19 protein-coding genes are annotated in these 17,624 nt (G+C 71.7%); 10 read left to right on the top strand and 9 right to left on the bottom strand.

Translation table 11 applies throughout. The features are described 5' to 3' along the window. Positions 1 to 42 precede the first annotated feature (42 nt). The 4 genes from GWK25_RS02485 to GWK25_RS02500 all read right to left on the bottom strand — a co-directional run bounded on the left by GWK25_RS02485 (position 43) and on the right by GWK25_RS02500 (position 5,768). Positions 43 to 789: a Clp protease N-terminal domain-containing protein gene (locus GWK25_RS02485; protein WP_215448291.1), complete on the bottom strand. Its 747-nt coding sequence runs from the start codon at positions 787 to 789 to the stop codon at positions 43 to 45. Positions 790 to 971: 182 nt separating this feature from the next. Beyond that, a complete protein-coding gene (locus tag GWK25_RS02490) occupies positions 972 to 3,194 on the bottom strand; it encodes an ABC transporter permease (RefSeq protein WP_215448292.1) in 2,223 nt (740 codons plus the stop codon). Beyond that, entirely contained in the window at positions 3,188 to 4,060 is an 873-nt protein-coding gene (locus GWK25_RS02495) for an ABC transporter ATP-binding protein (protein ID WP_251828674.1), read from the bottom strand. Before GWK25_RS02495 ends, GWK25_RS02490 begins: the two co-directional genes overlap by 7 nt. A gap of 70 nt (positions 4,061 to 4,130) precedes the next feature. Beyond that, on the bottom strand, positions 4,131 to 5,768 hold the full coding sequence (locus GWK25_RS02500) for a transposase (protein WP_215448293.1): 1,638 nt from the start codon (positions 5,766 to 5,768) through the stop codon (positions 4,131 to 4,133). Positions 5,769 to 5,994: 226 nt separating this feature from the next. Between GWK25_RS02500 and GWK25_RS02505 the strand changes: the two genes are divergently transcribed. Continuing rightward, positions 5,995 to 7,215 carry a DUF2786 domain-containing protein gene (locus GWK25_RS02505; protein ID WP_215448294.1) on the top strand — a complete coding sequence of 407 codons (1,221 nt, stop codon included), beginning with the start codon at positions 5,995 to 5,997 and terminating at the stop codon, positions 7,213 to 7,215. 426 nt (positions 7,216 to 7,641) lie between these two features. On the opposite strand, the gene GWK25_RS02510 is transcribed toward GWK25_RS02505, so the two are convergent. The 4 genes from GWK25_RS02510 to rpmB form a co-directional block, all read right to left on the bottom strand. Beyond that, complete coding sequence (locus GWK25_RS02510; RefSeq protein WP_215448295.1) at positions 7,642 to 8,205, bottom strand: DUF4232 domain-containing protein; 564 nt, start codon at positions 8,203 to 8,205, stop codon at positions 7,642 to 7,644. A gap of 331 nt (positions 8,206 to 8,536) precedes the next feature. Then, positions 8,537 to 9,028 carry a hypothetical protein gene (locus tag GWK25_RS02515; protein ID WP_374200587.1) on the bottom strand — a complete coding sequence of 164 codons (492 nt, stop codon included), beginning with the start codon at positions 9,026 to 9,028 and terminating at the stop codon, positions 8,537 to 8,539. Positions 9,029 to 9,296: 268 nt separating this feature from the next. Continuing rightward, positions 9,297 to 9,602: a 30S ribosomal protein S14 gene (gene rpsN / locus GWK25_RS02520; RefSeq protein WP_184905146.1), complete on the bottom strand. Its 306-nt coding sequence runs from the start codon at positions 9,600 to 9,602 to the stop codon at positions 9,297 to 9,299. A 15-nt stretch (positions 9,603 to 9,617) separates the two neighbouring features. Then, positions 9,618 to 9,854, bottom strand: a complete 237-nt coding sequence (rpmB, locus tag GWK25_RS02525; protein ID WP_184905144.1) for a 50S ribosomal protein L28 — start codon at positions 9,852 to 9,854, stop codon at positions 9,618 to 9,620. Between the two features lie 61 nt (positions 9,855 to 9,915). Between rpmB and rpmG the strand changes: the two genes are divergently transcribed. The 5 genes from rpmG (at position 9,916) to GWK25_RS02550 (ending at position 12,717) form a co-directional block, all read left to right on the top strand. Then, positions 9,916 to 10,080, top strand: coding sequence for a 50S ribosomal protein L33 (gene rpmG, locus GWK25_RS02530; protein ID WP_033524681.1), 165 nt, complete (start codon positions 9,916 to 9,918; stop codon positions 10,078 to 10,080). 7 nt (positions 10,081 to 10,087) lie between these two features. Beyond that, on the top strand, positions 10,088 to 10,408 hold the full coding sequence (locus GWK25_RS02535) for a type B 50S ribosomal protein L31 (protein ID WP_251828676.1): 321 nt from the start codon (positions 10,088 to 10,090) through the stop codon (positions 10,406 to 10,408). A gap of 5 nt (positions 10,409 to 10,413) precedes the next feature. After that, entirely contained in the window at positions 10,414 to 11,688 is a 1,275-nt protein-coding gene (locus GWK25_RS02540; RefSeq protein ID WP_215448296.1) for a GTP-binding protein, read from the top strand. A gap of 5 nt (positions 11,689 to 11,693) precedes the next feature. Beyond that, positions 11,694 to 11,927, top strand: a complete 234-nt coding sequence (gene rpsR / locus GWK25_RS02545; RefSeq protein WP_184905141.1) for a 30S ribosomal protein S18 — start codon at positions 11,694 to 11,696, stop codon at positions 11,925 to 11,927. Between the two features lie 523 nt (positions 11,928 to 12,450). Further along, positions 12,451 to 12,717 (top strand): DUF397 domain-containing protein, encoded by a 267-nt coding sequence (locus tag GWK25_RS02550; protein WP_193382079.1) that lies wholly within the window; start codon positions 12,451 to 12,453, stop codon positions 12,715 to 12,717. A gap of 79 nt (positions 12,718 to 12,796) precedes the next feature. Here the strand turns inward: GWK25_RS02550 and GWK25_RS02555 are convergent, their stop codons facing one another. Beyond that, positions 12,797 to 13,315 (bottom strand): ATP-binding protein, encoded by a 519-nt coding sequence (locus tag GWK25_RS02555; protein WP_215448297.1) that lies wholly within the window; start codon positions 13,313 to 13,315, stop codon positions 12,797 to 12,799. A gap of 478 nt (positions 13,316 to 13,793) precedes the next feature. Between GWK25_RS02555 and GWK25_RS02560 the strand changes: the two genes are divergently transcribed. From GWK25_RS02560 to GWK25_RS02575, 4 genes are all read left to right on the top strand, one after another. Continuing rightward, entirely contained in the window at positions 13,794 to 14,618 is an 825-nt protein-coding gene (locus GWK25_RS02560; RefSeq protein WP_251828677.1) for a helix-turn-helix transcriptional regulator, read from the top strand. Between the two features lie 142 nt (positions 14,619 to 14,760). Continuing rightward, positions 14,761 to 16,221: an aldehyde dehydrogenase family protein gene (locus tag GWK25_RS02565; RefSeq protein ID WP_215448298.1), complete on the top strand. Its 1,461-nt coding sequence runs from the start codon at positions 14,761 to 14,763 to the stop codon at positions 16,219 to 16,221. 157 nt (positions 16,222 to 16,378) lie between these two features. Continuing rightward, entirely contained in the window at positions 16,379 to 16,927 is a 549-nt protein-coding gene (locus tag GWK25_RS02570; protein WP_215448299.1) for a DinB family protein, read from the top strand. Between the two features lie 25 nt (positions 16,928 to 16,952). Further along, positions 16,953 to 17,594 (top strand): PadR family transcriptional regulator, encoded by a 642-nt coding sequence (locus GWK25_RS02575; protein ID WP_215448300.1) that lies wholly within the window; start codon positions 16,953 to 16,955, stop codon positions 17,592 to 17,594. Positions 17,595 to 17,624: the final 30 nt, after the last annotated feature.

A 17,624-nucleotide genomic window follows, 5' to 3' on the forward strand; every position in this document is an offset into this window, starting at 1 on the left:
CCCCGGCCCCTCTGCCTGCTTGCCGTCCTGCTGGCCCTGGCCCTAGCCCCGGCCCTGCTCTTGCTCCTGCATGAGGGCCTGGAGTGCCTGGAGGGCTTCGGTCACGTTCGCCTCTGTTGCCTCCTTGGTGACGCCGAGGCCGCTGAGCACTCCCTGCCCGTTCTCGAACTCCAGGAGGGCGAGGAGGATGTGCTCGGTGCCGATGTAGTTGTGGCCGAGGCGGAGGGCCTCGCGGAAGGTGAGTTCGAGGACCTTCTTGGCGTCGGGCCCGTAGGGGATGAGCTCGGGGACCTCGGCGGCGGCCGGCGGCAGGACGGCGGTGGCGGCGTCCCGTACGGCCTCCGGGGAGAGGCCCTGGGCGACGAGCGCCTTGGCCCCGAGCCCGTCCGGCTCGGCGAGGAGCCCGAGGACGAGGTGGGCGGGCAGCCCCTCGACGGCGCCGGCGGCCTTGCCTTCGTTGTGCGCGGCCGCGACCGCGTTCCGGGCGCGGGGGGTGAAGCGGCTGAAGCCCTGGCTGGCGTCGAGGTCGTTCTCGGCCTTCGGCACGAACCGCTTCTGCGCGGCCTGCCGGGTGACCCCCATGCTCCGGCCGATGTCCGTCCAGGACGCGCCCGAACGCCGGGCCTGGTCCACGAAGTGGCCGATCAGATGGTCGGCCACGTCACCGAGGTGATCCGCGGCGATCACCGCGTCCTGGAGCTGGTCGAGCGGTTCCGGGTGCACCTTCTTGATGGCTTCGATGAGTTCGTCGAGACGGATGGAGGAGGTGACTCGAGGATTCGTCGTCATGTGTCAACCGTAGGTTGACACTCTCCAGCTGTCAACCCGAAGTTGACACCCGCTCCATGCCGACCACGCTAGGCCCCGCAAGGGGTGCGGGGAACGGCGCGCCCAGCCACACCCGACCCGCGCACGCCCCTCAACCGCACCCCCACCCCCCTCCCGCACCCCCACCCCCCTCCCGCGCCCGGCTACCTCACCCCCGCGCTCGCCACCGCCACCACCCCACCCACCCCGACGCACGCCCCCACGCACGCTCCGAGCACCTCCCACGGCACCGTCACACCCACCGGCGCCGACAGCACACCCAACGCCCCCGCCACACCGGCCAGGTTCACCGCGGTGACCGCGACCCCCAGCAGCGCGCCCACCGCGATCGCGGCCAGCGCCTCGCCCACCACGACCGCCCGCACCTGCCCCCGCGTCGCCCCCGCCAGCCGCAGTGACCGCAACTCCGCGCCCCGCGCCGACGTGGCCATCAGCAACGTCCCGGCCAGCGAGATCCCCGCGTACACGAGCGCGATGCCCAGCACCACCGCAAACCCCAGCCGGGTGTGCGCCTTCGTGCCGGGACGGTTCGCCGCGAGCCACTCCCCGGCCGACCGCACCGTCCAGCCGGCCCGCTCCGACCGCCCTTCCAGCGCCGCCGCCACCCCGGCCCGCTCCACCCCGCTCCCACGCGGAGCGACCCGCACCTCGACCCGGTCCACCACCGCCCCACCCGCGTTCGCGGCCGTCACATACGCCCCGTTGTCCCCGGTCCCCTCCGCGAGCACCGCCGCGATCCGCAGCCGTACCGGCCGCCCGTCCCCGAGCCACACCCGTACGCTCTCGCCGACCTCGTGCCGCTCCCACTCCTCGTTCACGACGATCGACCGGTCATCGAGATCCCGCACGTCACCGGCGACCACCGGCAACCGCGACACCGACGTGAGCGCCGCCGCGTCCGTCACCGCCCGCGCCTCGGACCGCACGAGCGCGGTCCCCTCCTCCACGACGTACACGGCGGTGGAGGCGGACCCGACCACCGTCGCCCCGTCCCCGACGGCACCCCGCACCGCCGTGTCCCGCAGCCCCGTCCCCGCCCCACCCGTGATGACGAAGTCCGCCCCGGTCCGCGCCGCCGCCTCCGCGCCCTTCGCCCCGGCGACCGTCCCGGCGGCCCCCAGCAGCGACCCGGCCAGTGCGACGGTCACCAGCACCGGCGCGGCGACGGCCGCGGTACGGCGTACGGACGTGGCCGCGTTCTCCCTGATCAGCAGCCCGACGGCCCCGGGCAGCGCGGCACCCGCCAGCCGTACGACCGGCCGTACGAGCAGGGGCGCGAGCGCGGCCACGGCCGTGATCAGCAGCATCGGCTGGGTGGTGTACGTCTTCCGCTTCAGCAGCTCGGCGGGGTCCGTCCCCACCTTCCAGGCCAGCAACCCCAGTCCGGCCACCAGCAGCAGGCCCCCGATCACCCGGCGGGACAGCGGCAGCACCCCGGTGTCCACGGACGCCTCGCGCAACGCCTCCACGGGCCCGATCCGCCCGGCCCGCCGCGCCGCCACCCACGCCCCGGCAAGGGCCACCGACACCCCCGTCCAGAAGGCCAGGTGATACGGCCACACGACCGTGTCCGGCACCGCGAACCACGTCGGCGCGACCCCGCCGCCCACCAACTCCCGTACCAGCAGCGGCGCCCCCCACGCCCCCAGCGCACACCCGGCGCCGGACGCCACGAGCCCCACCGCCACGGCCTCGCCGAGCAGCAGCCGCCGTACCTGACCCGGGGTCGCCCCCGCCATCCGCAGCAGTCCGAACTCCCTTCTGCGCAGCGCCACCACGAACGCGAACGTGGACGCCGTCACCAACACCGACACGAACGCGGCGACCCCGCCGGCCGTCCCCAGCAGCGAGTTCACGGCGACCAGCGCCTGAGCGTCCCGCTCGTACGACGGGTCCACCTGCCGCCGGGCGTCACCGGTCAGCACCCGCGCCCGCTCCCCGACCACCGCCCGCACCTCGGTCACGGGCGCGTCCACCCCGACGGCGTCCACCCCGCCCGTGGCCGCCCCGCCGCTGTCCGCCCCGGCCGCGCCGACGCCGGTCGTGTCCGTCCCGCCCGCGCCCGTCGTCACCGGCCCCAGCTTCCGCAGCTCCGCCAGCAATCGCTTGTCCACAGGCTGTGGACGGGCCAGCTTCTGCGACACCCTGGCCGTGCCCGGCCCCCGCCGGACCTCCACCGTGAGTCTGTCCTGGCCCGCCACCACCACGGGGGAGGAGCCGAAACGCTCCGGCGCACGCGCGGGCGGATCGAGCGACGCCGCGAGCCCCAGACCCATGGCCGTCATCACCCCGACCCCCACCATCACGGCGACGAACGACCCGAACAACGCGGCCCACCGCGTACGCAACGACGACAGAGTCAGCACGTCACACCCCCGGCGACCCCGTCACCCGCGACCCGCTCCATCCCCGCGACCCGCTCCATCCCCGCGACCCGTTCCGGCGTCGCCGCCCGCTCCAGTCCCGCCATGCGCGCGGCCACCGCCTCGACCGACGGCCGGATCAGCTCACCGCTCACCCGCCCGTCGACCAGGAACACCACCCGGTCCGCGTACGACGCGGCCACCGGATCGTGGGTCACCATGACCGTGGTCTGGCCCTCCCGGTCCACCAACTCCCGCAACAGACAGAGCACTTCACGGCTGGTCGTGGTGTCCAGCGCCCCGGTGGGCTCGTCCCCGAAGAGAACCGCGGGCCGGGTGATCAGCGCCCTGGCCAGGGCGACCCGCTGCTGCTGGCCGCCGGACAGCTGTGCCGGCCGGTGTCCGGCCCGCCCGGCCAGCCCCACCCTGGCCAGGGCCTCGCGCACCGCACCCCGCGAGGGGCGGCGCCCGGCGAGTCGCAGCGGCAGGGCGACGTTCTGCGCGGCGGTCAGGGAGGGGAGGAGGTTGAAGGCCTGGAAGACGAAACCGATCCGGTCCCGGCGCAGCAGGGTCAGCCGCCTCTCGCTCAGCCCGGCCAGCTCCACGCCGTCGATCCGCACGGTCCCGCCCGACGGCCGGTCCAGCCCCGCCGCGCACTGCAACAGCGTCGACTTCCCCGACCCCGACGGTCCCATCACCGCGGTGAAGGTCCCGACCCCGAAGTCCAGGTCCACCCCGTCGAGGGCGACGACCTCCCCGTACGTCCTGCGCAGACCCCGTACGCGTACGGCGACACCGGCCGCCTCCCCGTCCCCCGCCGACACCCTGCCCGCCTCCGAGGAGGCCCTGTCTCTCTCAACCGTGGTCATGCCCCAAGCGAACCGTCTCCGCCCGGCCCACACACGACCCCTGAGGGGCGTCCTGGAGGTAGGGCCAGCCCTACCGTTCCTGTTCAGTGAGCAGGAGTGAGTCTTGGACCCATGCCTGGTCACTGCGGACATCCCGAACGGTTGTGGATGTCCTGGTCGCCCGCGTACTCGCCGCGTCCGGCGGCACGGATCGTGTCCGTGGTCCGGGGATGCGGGGGCGGGGTTCCTCACGCCCAGGGGCACGCCGGTCGGCCTGGACGGTCCGATGCCCGTGCGCATCGCTCTGGTGTGCACGGGGCGGTGTCGTCCGTCGCCGGATCGGGTGTCCCTGGGCGCGTCGTCCGATCGCGATGCCGGCCGCATCGTGCCGGGTGGTCCTACGGGTGGGGCCGGCCATCGGTTTTTGCCAGTGCTGGGCACCCCACTTGCTGGTGTAGGCCGGATCCACGGCGATGATCGTGACACCGGTGGTGTCGGCCATGGAGGTCAGCCGGGCGCGGAGCCTGCCTGTCGGCATGCCGGAGATCAGCTGCCGGAATCGGCGCCTGTGCCCGTGTTTCTCTCTGGTCTTCTCGGCCTGGAAGTCGAGGTCTTCGACCGCGATGGCCTTGACGCCGCAGGTGCGGGCCCAGTTCAGCAGCCGTGTGAGGGCGTGCCGTACCTGGGCGTCGCGGTGCTGGGCGGTGCCGGACAGGTCGTAGAGGAACCGGCGCGGTCGGCCGACCGGGTTGCCGTGCGTGTCCAGGCGCCATGCGGCGAGGTGGTCGGCGTTCATGTCGATGCCGATCACGCCGTGGGCGAGCGCTGCCTCGATGGGGAGGGTGGGGGTGGGCGGGATCTGCCAGGACGCGGTCAGATACCAGCGGCCCCGGCCCGCATCCAGGTGGATGCGATAGGCGACAGCCCGGTTGGCTTCGACACGGTCCGCCCAGTCACTGCCCCGGTGTGCGAAGGCGACCTGGCCGGTGAGGACGTACCGTCCGTGCGGGGCGTTCGCCAGATGCGCGAGCGGCGCGGGGAGTTTGATGTTCACCTCGCCGTCGGGGCTGACGCGGATGGTCTCGTTGCCGTAGCGCTTGCCGGACTCACCGTCCGCCTGGCAGAACCAGCGCTCCGCCTCCCACCGCCCACGCCACGCGCACTCCGTCAGCCCGGCCGCCTCCAGGTGGTGCCGGGTGCGGGCCAGGCGTTTACCGCCCCGCACGACATGCACGACCCCCGCCTCCCGGTCGGCCCGCGCGGCGGCCAGCCGGTCCTGCAGCACCCGCAGCCGCCGCGCCTTCGCATGCCACTCCCGCTTGGACCGGTAACCCCCCGGCGCGCTTTTCGTCCCCTTCTGCCCGACCGGCAGCACCAGCCGCTCCTCGATCGCGCGGATACCCGCTTCCAGATTCTGGATGTGCGCCAGCTGACAGCGGCGGGCCAGCGCCCACTGATCGTGCGTGGCCTTGGTGATACTGCCCGCCCAGCGTGACGACGAGACGGGTGTCAGCTCCCGCTTGCGCACCGCCCACGCCTTCACGGAGTGCGCCAGGCCGTCCCGGCAGCGCGCCTTGAGATCCCGCGAAGCCAGCGACCCCAGATGCGCCCCCACCAGCCGCAGCACCTTCTCATCGCCCGGCGCCAGGCCCTTGCGGCGGGTGCGGATGGCCACACCGGACGGCCCGGATACGACGAACGGCTCCGCGATGCTCCGCAGCTCACCCACCCCGTCACCCCCTCCGAACCCGCCCGAAGATCCTGTCGCCATGGGAAACGAAGCACCACCCGCAAAAGGTCACGCATTCGATGATCAAACGTCAGTTCCCCACTGAAACCGACCCGCCAACGAGGCAGGCCACACGGCGAAGGCCAGCAGCACTCACCCCCGCTCACTCAAGGGCTCCTGAACGCACGCCACCAAGCAGTTCCAACCCCATGACACGATCGAACACGTGAGTACGACCAGCACGGTGGACCGCGCCTTCGAGGCCGCGCTCTACGCCGACACCGACGCCGCTCTCGACACCGGCGCCTCCCTGCTCGCCGCCGACCCGGCGGCCGGCGCCGAACTGGCCCGGCGCGGGCGGGAGTTCGTCGCCGGGGCCTGGCGGCGGGGCTGGCAGCCCGCCGATGTCGTCCGGTTCGCGCGGCGCGAGCTGGAGGACGAGCACGTACGGCTCCTCGCGCGCCTCGTCGTCGAGGAACACGAGTCCGCCGCCGGGGAGCACGGGACCGCGCGGCCGGGCGGCCGCCGGCCTCCCGGCCCACGCTGGGCCGCCCAGCTCGACGAGATCAGGGAACTCGCCGCGCACCCCACCCGCGCGGACCGCTTCTCACAGGCCACCACCGCCCTGGAGCTGTACCGCCTCCTCCTGCGCCTGCCCACCCTCGAACCCCTGGACCGCCCGCGGGAGGCCGGCGCGGCCAAGAACTCGCCCCACCCCGAGTCCCGCATGCTCAGCCGGATCCGCGCGCTCCTCGCGAAGGCGGAGGCGACCGGATTCCCGGAGGAGGCGGAGGCGCTCAGCGCGAAGGCGCAGGAGCTGATGGCGCGGCACAGCATCGACGAGGCGCTGCTCGCGGCCCGCGCACACAGCAAGGACGCGCCCGGCGCGTGCCGGATCGGCGTCGACCCGCCGTACGAGACGGCCAAGGCGATCCTTCTCGACGCGGTCGCCCGGGCCAACCGCTGCGAGGCCGTGTGGAACGAGGCCCTCGGCTTCTCCACGGTGGTCGGGTTCGAGGCCGACCTGGAGGTGGTCGAGCTGCTGCACACCTCGCTCCTCGTCCAGGCCACCACCGCCATGACCAAGGCGGAGGCGGCCCAGCGCAAGGGCGGCCGCAAGCGGACCAAGACCTTCCGCCAGTCGTTCCTGGCCGCCTACGCCCACCGCATCGGCGACCGGCTGGCGGCGGTGGCCGAGGCCCAGGTCGCCGAGGCGCGGGCGGCAGAGGCGGCGGCCGGGGGCGCGGGTGGGGCGGGCGGCTCCGACCAGGACCTGCTGCCTGTCCTCGCCGCCCGCGATGTGGCCGTCCACGACGAGTTCAGCCGGATGTTCCCGGACACGGTGACCACCCGAGTCCGAGGCGTCAGCGACCTCGCCGGCTGGCAACAGGGCGCGGCAGCAGCCGACCGCGCCCAGGTCAGAGCCCGCCCTCGACTACCGGAATGACCCGTACCGGACACTGCCCCGGAAACCGACGCCGCCTTGGGAACCGACCCTGACTCGTCCCCCCTCCGTACCCGGCGTCGTGCCCCGCGCCTGGACTCATGACCCGACCAGGGCCCGGCCCGGCCCGTGCCCTACCGATGACCCGAGCACTCTGTCCCAGGCCCAGGCCCAGGCCCCGGCCCCGGCCCCGGCCCCGGCCCCGGGCCCCAAGCCCCCGGCCCGCCCAGGCGCTGTCGGAGCAGCCGGCTCCGCGTGCGGCCCCCGAGGGCCCCGACCCGGGCGGGGGCGCGGATACCGTCCCCGCCTCGGCCCCGGCCCGGCCTCGGCACTGACGGCGTCCCCCGTTCGGCCCCGAGACCCAGGCGCCCGCCCGCAGGAACGCCCCCGACGTCTCAGTCGCCCGCCGACACGCGTGGCAACGAGAACTCAGTCGCCCACCGGCAGGAACGGCCCCACCGTCGCCTCCAACGTGCTCTCGGACTTCACCGCGACCTCCGCGTCCGGCCACTTGAAGCTGCTGACCTTGCTGTCGCCGGGCAGGGTCAGCTTCACCTCGTCCACGGCGGCACCCTTCTCCGCGTCACCGGCGACCCCGCGCACGTAGGTGATGGAGAAGCTCACCGACTGGCCGCCCGCCAGCTTCACCTCGGTGTCCTCGGACGCGCCCTCCTGCGGCTTGAGCGCCCACGACTTGTCGCCGGCGAACAGATCGACCCCGGCGAGCCCCTTCAACGTGCAGGCCGCGTCGCCCTTGTTGGTGACGGTGATCGGGACGGCCCCCTCGTCCCCGGCGGCCGGTGCCGCGCTGCTGGGCCCGACCTCCAAGCCGACCCGCGCGGCCGTGCACGCGCCCTCCTGGGCGCTCTCGGTGGTGGCGGCGGCACCGGTCTTGCCGTCGTCCCCGCCGTCACCCCCGTCACTCCCGCTGCAGGCGGTCAGGGTGAGGGCCGCGAGAAGGGCGGCGGCGATGGCGGTCGGAGCGGTGCGCATGGTGTTCCCGGTGGAGTTCGTGGCTGTCACGGCACAGCCGGCGGCGGTGTGAAAGTGCGGACGGGCCACCGAACCCGGCGGTTCCGCGGCCCGTCCGACACATGATCTACGACCCGGCCGCCGAGCGAGGCCCATTCCACAGCCTCACAGCCCTACCGCCCGCTGAAGACCCCACGGCCCGGGCCCGAGCAGCCCATGCTCCACCGCCCGCTGAAGACCCCACGGCTCCGGCCCGGACAGATGACCCGGCGCCCGAAGCGGAGGCGCCCGCCCTCGCCCCTCCCGCCCGAAGCGGAGGCGCCCGCCCCCGCCCCCTCCCGCCCGAACCGGCCTACGACCCCGCGCTCGCCGTGGGCAGATCCGTGGGCAGATCCGTCGGCAGCCCGGACGGCATCGACCCCTCCGCCTTCCGGAACGTCTCCTCGCCGACGCCGCCCTCCCAGGTGATCGTGAGGGACTTGGCGCTCACCTTGTCCACCATGCCCTCGGTGCGGTCGTCGCTGCCGTCCTGGCACTTGAGGCTGATCATCTGCATGTCCGCCTCGTCGGAGACCTTGCCGCTGCACACCGAGGTGCCCGCGAAGACGGCGACCTCCCCGCCGTTGACGAACAGGGCGACCGGCTTGCCGCCGGTCGTGGCCAGCCAGTTGCCCTGGAGTTCGGTCTCGGAGCCGGAGGAGTCCCCGGAGCCGCCGCTGTCCGAGCCGTCCGCGCCGTCCGACGGCTTCGGGGCGGCGGACGACTCCTTGGTCGCGGAGTCGTCACTGCCGCCGCTGCACCCGGTCAGCACGAGCGCGGCCGTGAGCCCGGCCGCCGCGGCCACGACGCGTATACGCCTCCTCGCGGAGGAAGTCCTGGTCGCGGGCCTTGCCGTCTGCGCGGTGGTCGCCGCGGTCACCGTAGTCACTGGAGGTCTCCCAAAGCTGTGGCCGGATCCGGTCGCCGCGGCGACAGCGGCAAGCTACCAGCAGCCCTTCGGCGCCAGACGGCCGGGAACTGTGAGAATTCCGGGAAGGACGGGACGCCCCGGCACCCCTGGGACAGACTGCCCCAGCGGCAGGCAGACCCAGGCCGCCCCCGTCACCCACCCCCTACCAGGAAGACTTCCGCACCCCCGGCAGATACCCCGCGTGCGCCTGCTCCCGCAGGCTCACCCGGGACAGCCCGAACTTGCGGAAGTGCCCCCGGGGCCGGCCGTCCACCTGGTCCCGGTTGCGGACGCGGGTCGCGCTGGCGTCGCGCGGCTGGGCGCGCAGCTCCCGCTGGGCGGCCTCGCGCTCGGCGTCCGAGGCGGACGGCCGCCGGATGATCTCCTTCAGCTCGGCCCGCCGCTCGGCGTACCGCGCGACGATCTCCCGGCGCTTCTCGTTCTTCGCGATCTTGCTCTTCTTCGCCATCGGCTCTTCAGCCCCTCAGATCTTCACGCCGCGCGCGCGGATCCGCGCGACCGCGGCCTCGACGCCGATGACGTCCACGGTCTTGATCCCCTTCGTGCTCAGCCGCAGCCGCACATGGCGGTTCTCGCTGGGCAGCCAGTACCGCTTGGACTGGATGTTGGGGTCGAAGCGGCGGGACGTACGCCGGTGGGAGTGCGAGATGCGGTTGCCGAAGCCGGGCTGGGCGCCGGTCAGCATGCAGTGGGCGGACAAGGTGATGCACCTCTCTCGATCAGGTGATGTAAATGGAATTCATTTTCAGTAAGGTAGCAGCATGGCACGCAACGAACTCCGCCCGGTCATCAAACTCCGGTCGACGGCCGGCACCGGCTACACCTACGTCACCCGCAAGAACCGCCGGAACGACCCGGACCGGCTGACGCTGCGCAAGTTCGACCCGATGGCGGGCCGTCACGTCGACTTCCGAGAGGAGCGCTGAGGCGCCGATGAAGAAGGACATCCACCCGTCGTACGGGCCCGTCGTCTTCCGGGACCGTGCCGCGAACCACACCTTCCTCACCCGCTCGACGATGACGAGTGAGAAGACGATCGAGTGGGAGGACGGCAACACCTACCCGGTGGTCGACGTCGAGATCTCGAACGTCAGCCACCCCTTCTACACGGGCACCGCACGTGTCCTGGACACCGCGGGCCGCGTGGAGAAGTTCCAGAAGCGGTACGGCGCCGGGAAGGCCGGAGCGGCCGGCCCGAGCGGATCAGTCGGCGCGACCGGCGCGGCTGACGCTGCCGGAACGAAGCGAGGCTGACCGACGTGACCCAGCTGTCTGTCGCGATCGTCGGCGGGCTGCACGCCGACGCCCGGCGGGCCGCCGTCGAGGCGCTGCTCGCCGGGGTCCCGGGCAGCGTCGCGCTGCACCACGACCTCTCCACCGCGACCGACGGTCCGGACGCCAAGGTCGTCCGGACCGTCCGGGACGCGGCGGGCCTCATCTCCACCGGTGAGACCCCGCTCGTGAACGACTGCGCCTGCTGCGCGCTGCGCGAGGACCTCGTCCCCGAACTGGAGCGCTTCGCCGACGCGGGCCTCACCCGCCTCGCGGTCGTCGAACTCTGGGACTCGGTCGAGCCGAAGGCCATGGCCGAGGTGGTCGCCGCCAGCGGCCTCCGCCTCACCTCCGTGATCACGGCGGTCGACCCCGCCCTCCTGCTGCCCTACCTCGGCAACGGCGACGACCTCGCCGACCGGGGCCTCGCCGCCGCCACCACCGACCAGCGCACGGTCGCCGACACCTTCGCCCGCCAACTCGAATACGCCCCGGTCCTCGCCGTACTGGACTCGGAGGACGCGGACGACGAGGACAGGGCGTTGCTGGCCCAACTCCACCCGACGGCCCAGCGAGTGCCCATCGGTGACGGAAGCTGTGCTCCTGAGGTGGCCGCAGGCCCCGAAGGGGGCGCGGGGCGGCATCCGTCTGCGGCCCCGCCGCGGGGCGCGAACAGCCACAACGCACCCGCACCCGGAGACGTGCGCCAGCCGCTGCGGCGCCCCTCGGCCCTGCTCGCCGCCGCGTTCGCCGGCTTCGACGTGGACGCCGCAGCCGCGGCCCAGCACCCCGCCTCCGCCCTCCTCCCCACCGACGCGGACGAACACGGCGTCACCACCCTGGTCTGGCACCGTCACCGCCCCTTCCACCCGGAGCGGCTCTACGCGGCACTGGAGGACCTCTGCTGTGCGGCGGCCCGCAGCCGAGGCAGGTTCTGGCTGGCCGAGCGCCCCGACACCCTGCTCCACTGGGACGCCGCCGGCGGCGCCCTGTGCGTGGAGTCGGTCGGCCCCTGGCTCGCCTCGCTCCCGGACGCCGCCTGGGACATGGTGCCCCCGGTCCGCCGGGCCGCCGCCGCCCTCGACTGGCACCCGGAACACGGCGACCGCTGCCAGCACCTCGTCTTCACCTCCCCGGGACTGGACCGCGACGGACTCGAGCGCCTGCTGGAGTCCTGCCTGCTCACCGACGCCGAGTACGCCGCGGGTCGCGCCGCCTGGGAACGGCTGCCGCGCCCCTTCGACACCTTCCTGGAGGTCTGACCGCCATGCCCCGCAAGCCCGAGCGCAAGCCCGCCAAGTCCCGCCCCAATCCGCTGGACCAGGCGAAGATCACGTACATCGACTACAAGGACACGGACCTGCTGCGCCGGTTCATCTCCGACCGGGGCAAGATCCGCAGCCGCCGTGTGACCCGTGTCACCGCGCAGCAGCAGCGCCAGCTCGCGCGGGCCATCAAGAACGCCCGCGAGATGGCCCTCCTGCCGTACTCCACGCGCTGAGCCCGCTGCCTGAACCGACCCGAATACCCACCCGCACCACCTGCACTACCCGCACCACCTGCGCCGCAGGCGATGCCGGCACCACCCGTACCACCTGGACCATCTGCACCATCTGAACCACCACCCCCACCCGGCCCCGGGGAGGCTCCACGGCCTCCCCGGGGCCGTCCCTTTTCCGCCAATCCGCGGAACCCTCTCCCCGCCCTGAACCGCCCGGTTCCACACGCCGTACGGAGAGATATGGGCCCGGATGGAACAGGATCGCGCCGTCCTACGTCTCTCTGGTGCTGTAACCGGGAAGACACCCCGCGTGCACGTGCATCCGCTCATGCATCTGCACGTGAACAAAGCTATGATCCGGGGCAGTTGACTGCTGCATCACTGGTGTCACTGACAACACGGACACCACTGACGCCACTGGCAGCACAGACGCCACTAGCAACGAAGGAATCACTGGCAACACCGGCCACATCAGAGCCAACGCGCATCCAGCGCACTACTGCACCACCCCGGGGAGCGACCTGTGGACCACGACGTGTACGGCGTGGATGACGTGTACAACGGCATGGCCGCGACGGAGCTCACCGAGCTCCACGCGGTGGCCTGGCAGAAGAGCCGGCACAGCAACTCGCAGGGCAACTGCGTGGAGTTCGCCCGGCTGCCCGGCGGTGAGGTGGCGGTACGCAACTCGCGCTTCCCCGACGGGCCGGCGCTCGTCTACACCCGCGCGGAGATCGAGGCGATGCTGCTGGGTGTCAAGGACGGGGAGTTCGACCACTTGGTCGGATAGGACCCGCCCGGTGGCGGGAAGTCGGCGGGCCCGACGGGTGTGACACGCGTAGAACCGCGGCGCCGAAAAGCGCCGCGGTTCATCGACAGGTGGACGGGCGGCCCGGCACCGGCTCCACCTGGAACAGCGCCCACACCACCTTGCCGTTGAGCGCGCCGCCCAGCGGATGCCAGCCCCAGCTGTCCGCGAACGAGTCGACCAGGAACAGTCCGCGTCCCGACTCCGCCGAGAAGTCCTCGGAGTCGCCCGCGACCGGGCTGTCGTGACTGGGATCGCGCACGGCGCACACCAGCCGCTCGGTCCAACGCATCAAGTGCAGTCGTACGGGCGGGTCCTGGGCCGGGCACGCCCCGTTGCCGGTGGTCAGACCGTGGCGCAGGGCGTTGGTGACGAGTTCCGAGACCACGAGGCAGACGTCGTCGAAGCGTTCGTCCAGCCGCCACCGGTCGAGCGTGCCCCGGGTGAACTGCCGTGCCTCGCGCACCGCTTCGTAGCGGGGCGGCAACGCGCAGGACGCGGCGTCCGACACGGTCGCGGGATCAAGTGGCGGAAGTCCCTGCCGTAAGGGTTCGAGCATGGTCGATCCATTCGTCCCCATGCGAGGCACTCCCGGGAGTTCGCGGTCGTTGCGATGCAGCGGTGGCGCGGGACCATGGTTTCTGATGCGCACAGCAGATGCAAGGGCAGATGCACGTGCACGCGCCCGAATTGGACCTTCGCATACCGCTTGCTGAACATTTCTTCTGCCCCCTCAATCCCTCCGATTCCCTCCGAACGGGCCGCGGATGACGACTTGCCGGCGACCTGCTGACGACTCGCTGACAACCTCCTGTCGACTCGCTGGCGACTTCCTGGCGGATTCCTGTGTCCGCGGGGTGTTCTTCGCGACGCATCTCGGCCACACTCCCTTCTCTCCTCATCCGTCTCATCCGTCTCAGATGTTGAAGACTTTCCATTTCTGTAACCGGGCGAGTGCGGATCGGAGTGGTTTAGTGGCAGACTGCGGCCCCTGGAGAAGTTGGGGAGGCTGGACGAACGTGGGCGCCGGTGAATCGAGCGGGTCGGTGGTGAGGCGGATGCTGCTGGGCTCGCACCTCAGGCGACTGCGTGAGTCGCAGGGGATCACCCGGGAGAAGGCCGGATACTCGATCCGCTCCTCGGAGTCGAAGATCAGCCGGATGGAACTCGGCCGGGTCAGCTTCAAGACCCGTGACGTGGAGGACCTGTTGACCCTCTACGGCGTCACCGACGAGGCCGAGCGCACCTCGCTGCTCTCCCTGGCCAAGGAAGCCAATGTCGCCGGCTGGTGGCACAGCTACTCGGACGTCCTGCCCAGTTGGTTCCCCACCTACGTCGGCCTCGAAGCGGCGGCCCACCTCATCCGCAGCTACGAAGTCCAGTTCGTGCACGGCCTGTTGCAGACCGAGGCGTACGCCCACGCGGTCGTCGCCCGGGGCATGAGGGGCGCGAGCGAGGCGGAGATCGACAAGCGGGTCGCCCTGCGGATGGAGCGCCAGAAGTACCTGGTGGCCGAGCGGGCCCCGGAGTTCCACTGTGTCCTCGACGAGGCGGCGCTGCGCCGACCGTACGGCGACCGGGACGTGATGCGGGGGCAGTTCCAGCATCTGATCGACATCTCGGAGCGCCCGAACGTGACGATCCAGATCATGCCGTTCAGCTTCGGCGGCCACTCCGGGGAGAGCGGGGCCTTCACCGTGCTGAGCTTCCCCGAGTCCGACCTCACCGACGTCGTCTATCTCGAACAGCTCACCAGCGCGCTCTACCTGGACAAGGGTGAGGACATCGCCCAGTACGAGCGGGCGATCAAGCGGCTCCAGGACGACAGCCCGTCCCCGTCCGAGAGTCGGGACCTGCTGCGAGGGCTGATCCAGCTCTCCTGAGCCGCCTCGGGGCTCCCCGGGACCGCTTCCGGGCCTCCCTGAGAGTCTTCACAGAGTCTCCCGAGTAGCTCTCAACTCCCTTTACCCACCAGTACGATGACGTGTGATCAATCTTGATCGATGCCGACTGATTGAGGATCACATGTCGTCCTACTTCACCGACCTGGCCCAGCAGTACATCGGCGGCGAGTGGCGCCCGGGCTCCGGCTCCTGGGACATCATCGACTTCAACCCGTACGACGACGCGAAGCTCGCGTCGATCACCATCGCCACGGTCGACGAGGTGGACGAGGCATACCGGGCCGCCCAGGCGGCCCAGAAGGAATGGGCCGAGGTCAACGCCTATGCGCGTCGCGCGGTCTTCGAGAAGGCCCTGAAGGTCATCGAGGAGCGCGAGCAGGAGATCACCGAGGTGATCATCGCCGAACTCGGCGGCACGCACCTGAAGGCCGGCTTCGAACTGCACCTCGCCAAGGAGTTCCTGCGCGAATCGATTCAGCTGGCGCTGCGCCCCGAGGGCAGGATCCTTCCGTCACCGGTCGACGGCAAGGAGAACCGCCTCTACCGCGTACCGGTGGGTGTCGTGGGCGTCATCAGCCCCTTCAACTTCCCCTTCCTGCTCTCCCTGAAGTCGGTCGCCCCCGCCCTGGCCCTCGGTAACGGTGTGGTGCTGAAGCCGCACCAGAACACCCCCATCGCCGGCGGCACCCTGGTCGCGAAGGTCTTCGAGGAGGCCGGCCTGCCCGGCGGGCTGCTCAACGTCGTCGTCACCGACATCGCCGAGATAGGCGACGCCTTCATCGAGCACCCCGTCCCGAAGCTGATCTCGTTCACCGGCTCCGACAAGGTCGGCCGTCACGTCGCCACCGTCGCCGCCGCGAACTTCAAGCGCGTCGTCCTCGAACTGGGCGGCAACAGCGCCCTGGTGGTCCTGGACGACGCGGACGTCGACTACGCCGTCGACGCGGCCGTCTTCTCGCGCTACGTCCACCAGGGCCAGGTCTGCATGGCCGCCAACCGCGTGCTGGTCGACCGCTCGGTGCAGGCCGAGTTCACCGAGAAGTTCGTGGCCAAGGTGAAGTCCCTGAAGGTCGGCGACCCGAGCGACCCGAGCACGGTCATCGGCCCGGTCATCAACTCCTCCCAGGCGGACTGCCTCAAGTCCGTCGTGGAGCAGGCGCTCGCCGAGGGCGCCACCGCGCTCGTGCACGGCTCCACGACCGCCAACCTGGTCGAGCCGACCGTCCTCACCGACGTCCCCGCCGGCTCCGCCCTCCTCCGGCAGGAGGTCTTCGGCCCCGTCGTCTTCCTCATCCCCTTCGACGAGGAGGAGGAGGCCGTCCGCATCGTCAACGACACCCCGTACGGCCTCAGCGGCGCCGTGCACACCGGGGACATCGAGCGGGGCGTGCGCTTCGCCAAGCAGATCGACACCGGCATGTTCCACGTCAACGACGGGACCGTCCACGACGAGCCCCTCGTGCCGTTCGGCGGCGAGAAGCACTCCGGCATCGGGCGCCTCAACGGCGAGACCGTGGTGGACGCGTTCACCACCCAGAAGTGGATCTCGGTCCAGCACAAGCGGAGCTTCTTCCCCTTCTAGCCCGCTCCTCGCCGGCCCTGCTCCTCGCCGGCTCGCTGTTTCTCGCTCTTCGAATTCCCGGGCCCTTGCGGACAGAACCTGACCGCAAGGGCCCGTAGCTTCGTCTGTGTCAGAGGGGCTCACCGGAGCCCCCGGGCCCGACGAGAGGCAGACGGTCATGGTCATGCACGTGCGCGCGGAGGAGACGGTCGACGAGCGCGGGGCGCTGCTCGCCTTCCTGGCGGAACAGCGCGGCGGCCTCCGCCGCTCGGTGCTCGGCCTCACCGACGAGCAGGCCTCCAGCCGACCGAGCGCCAGCGAGCTCTCCCTCGCCGGGCTCGTCAAGCACGTGGCCGAGGTCGAGCAGTGGTGGGTCGCCAGGGCCAAGGGCGAGGAGCCGGCCGTCCGGCGGGACCAGTCGAACTGGCACGAGTGCTTCACCCTCGTCCGCGACGAGACCGTGGAGTCGCAGCTCGCGTACTGGGAGAAGGTCGCCGCCGAGACGGAGTCCTTCCTGCGTACGGTGCCCAGCCTCGACGACACCTTCGAGCTGCCGAACGAACCGTGGTTCCCGCCGAACGAGCGGGTCTCCATGCGCTGGCTGGGCCTGCACCTCATCCGCGAGACCGCGCGGCACGCCGGTCACGCCGACGTCATCCGTGAGTCGCTGGACGGCGCCACCGCCTTCGAACTGGTGGCGAAGGCGCAGGGTGCGAACGGGGGGTGACGTCCCGTGGTTCTACGCTGGGCCCATGTCAGCGATCCGTCTTCTCGTGCTCGGCGCGGTGCGCCAGCACGGGCGGGCCCACGGCTACCAGGTGCGCAACGACCTGGAGTACTGGGGCGCGCACGAGTGGTCCAATGCCAAGCCCGGCTCGATCTACCACGCCCTGAAGCAGATGGCGAAACAGGGACTGCTGGTCGCGCACGAGATCGCCCCCTCCACGGCCGGCGGGCCGCCCCGCACGGAGTACACGATCACCGACGCCGGCAGCGAGGAGTTCTTCGCGCTGCTGCGGGAGTCCCTCGCCACCTACCACCAGAAGCCGGACGTGCTCTCGGCCGGGCTCGGCTTCATGGTCGACCTCGACCGTGCGGAGGTGCTCGGCCTGCTGGAGGAGCGGGTGAAGGCCATCGGCGCCTGGCGCGAGGGCATCACCGAGTACTACGCGCCGGAGAAGGGCCCGGCCCAGTTCGGGCACATCGGCGAGATCATGAACTTCTGGCTCGACTCCTCCGACAGCGGCGCCGCGTGGACCCGCAGCCTCATCGAGCGCATCCGCGCAGGCGCCTACACCTTCGCCGGGGAGGGCGAGCCGTTCGTCGGTGTCCTCGCGGAGGGCGAGGAGAACCCGTACGCGACGGGGGAGCGGCATCCGGAGGACGACCGCTAATCAAGTTTGACCACTCGGCTTCGCAAGGGT

It is taken from the genome of Streptomyces sp. ATCC 21386 (assembly GCF_018728545.1).
Taxonomy (GTDB): Bacteria; Actinomycetota; Actinomycetes; order Streptomycetales; family Streptomycetaceae; genus Streptomyces.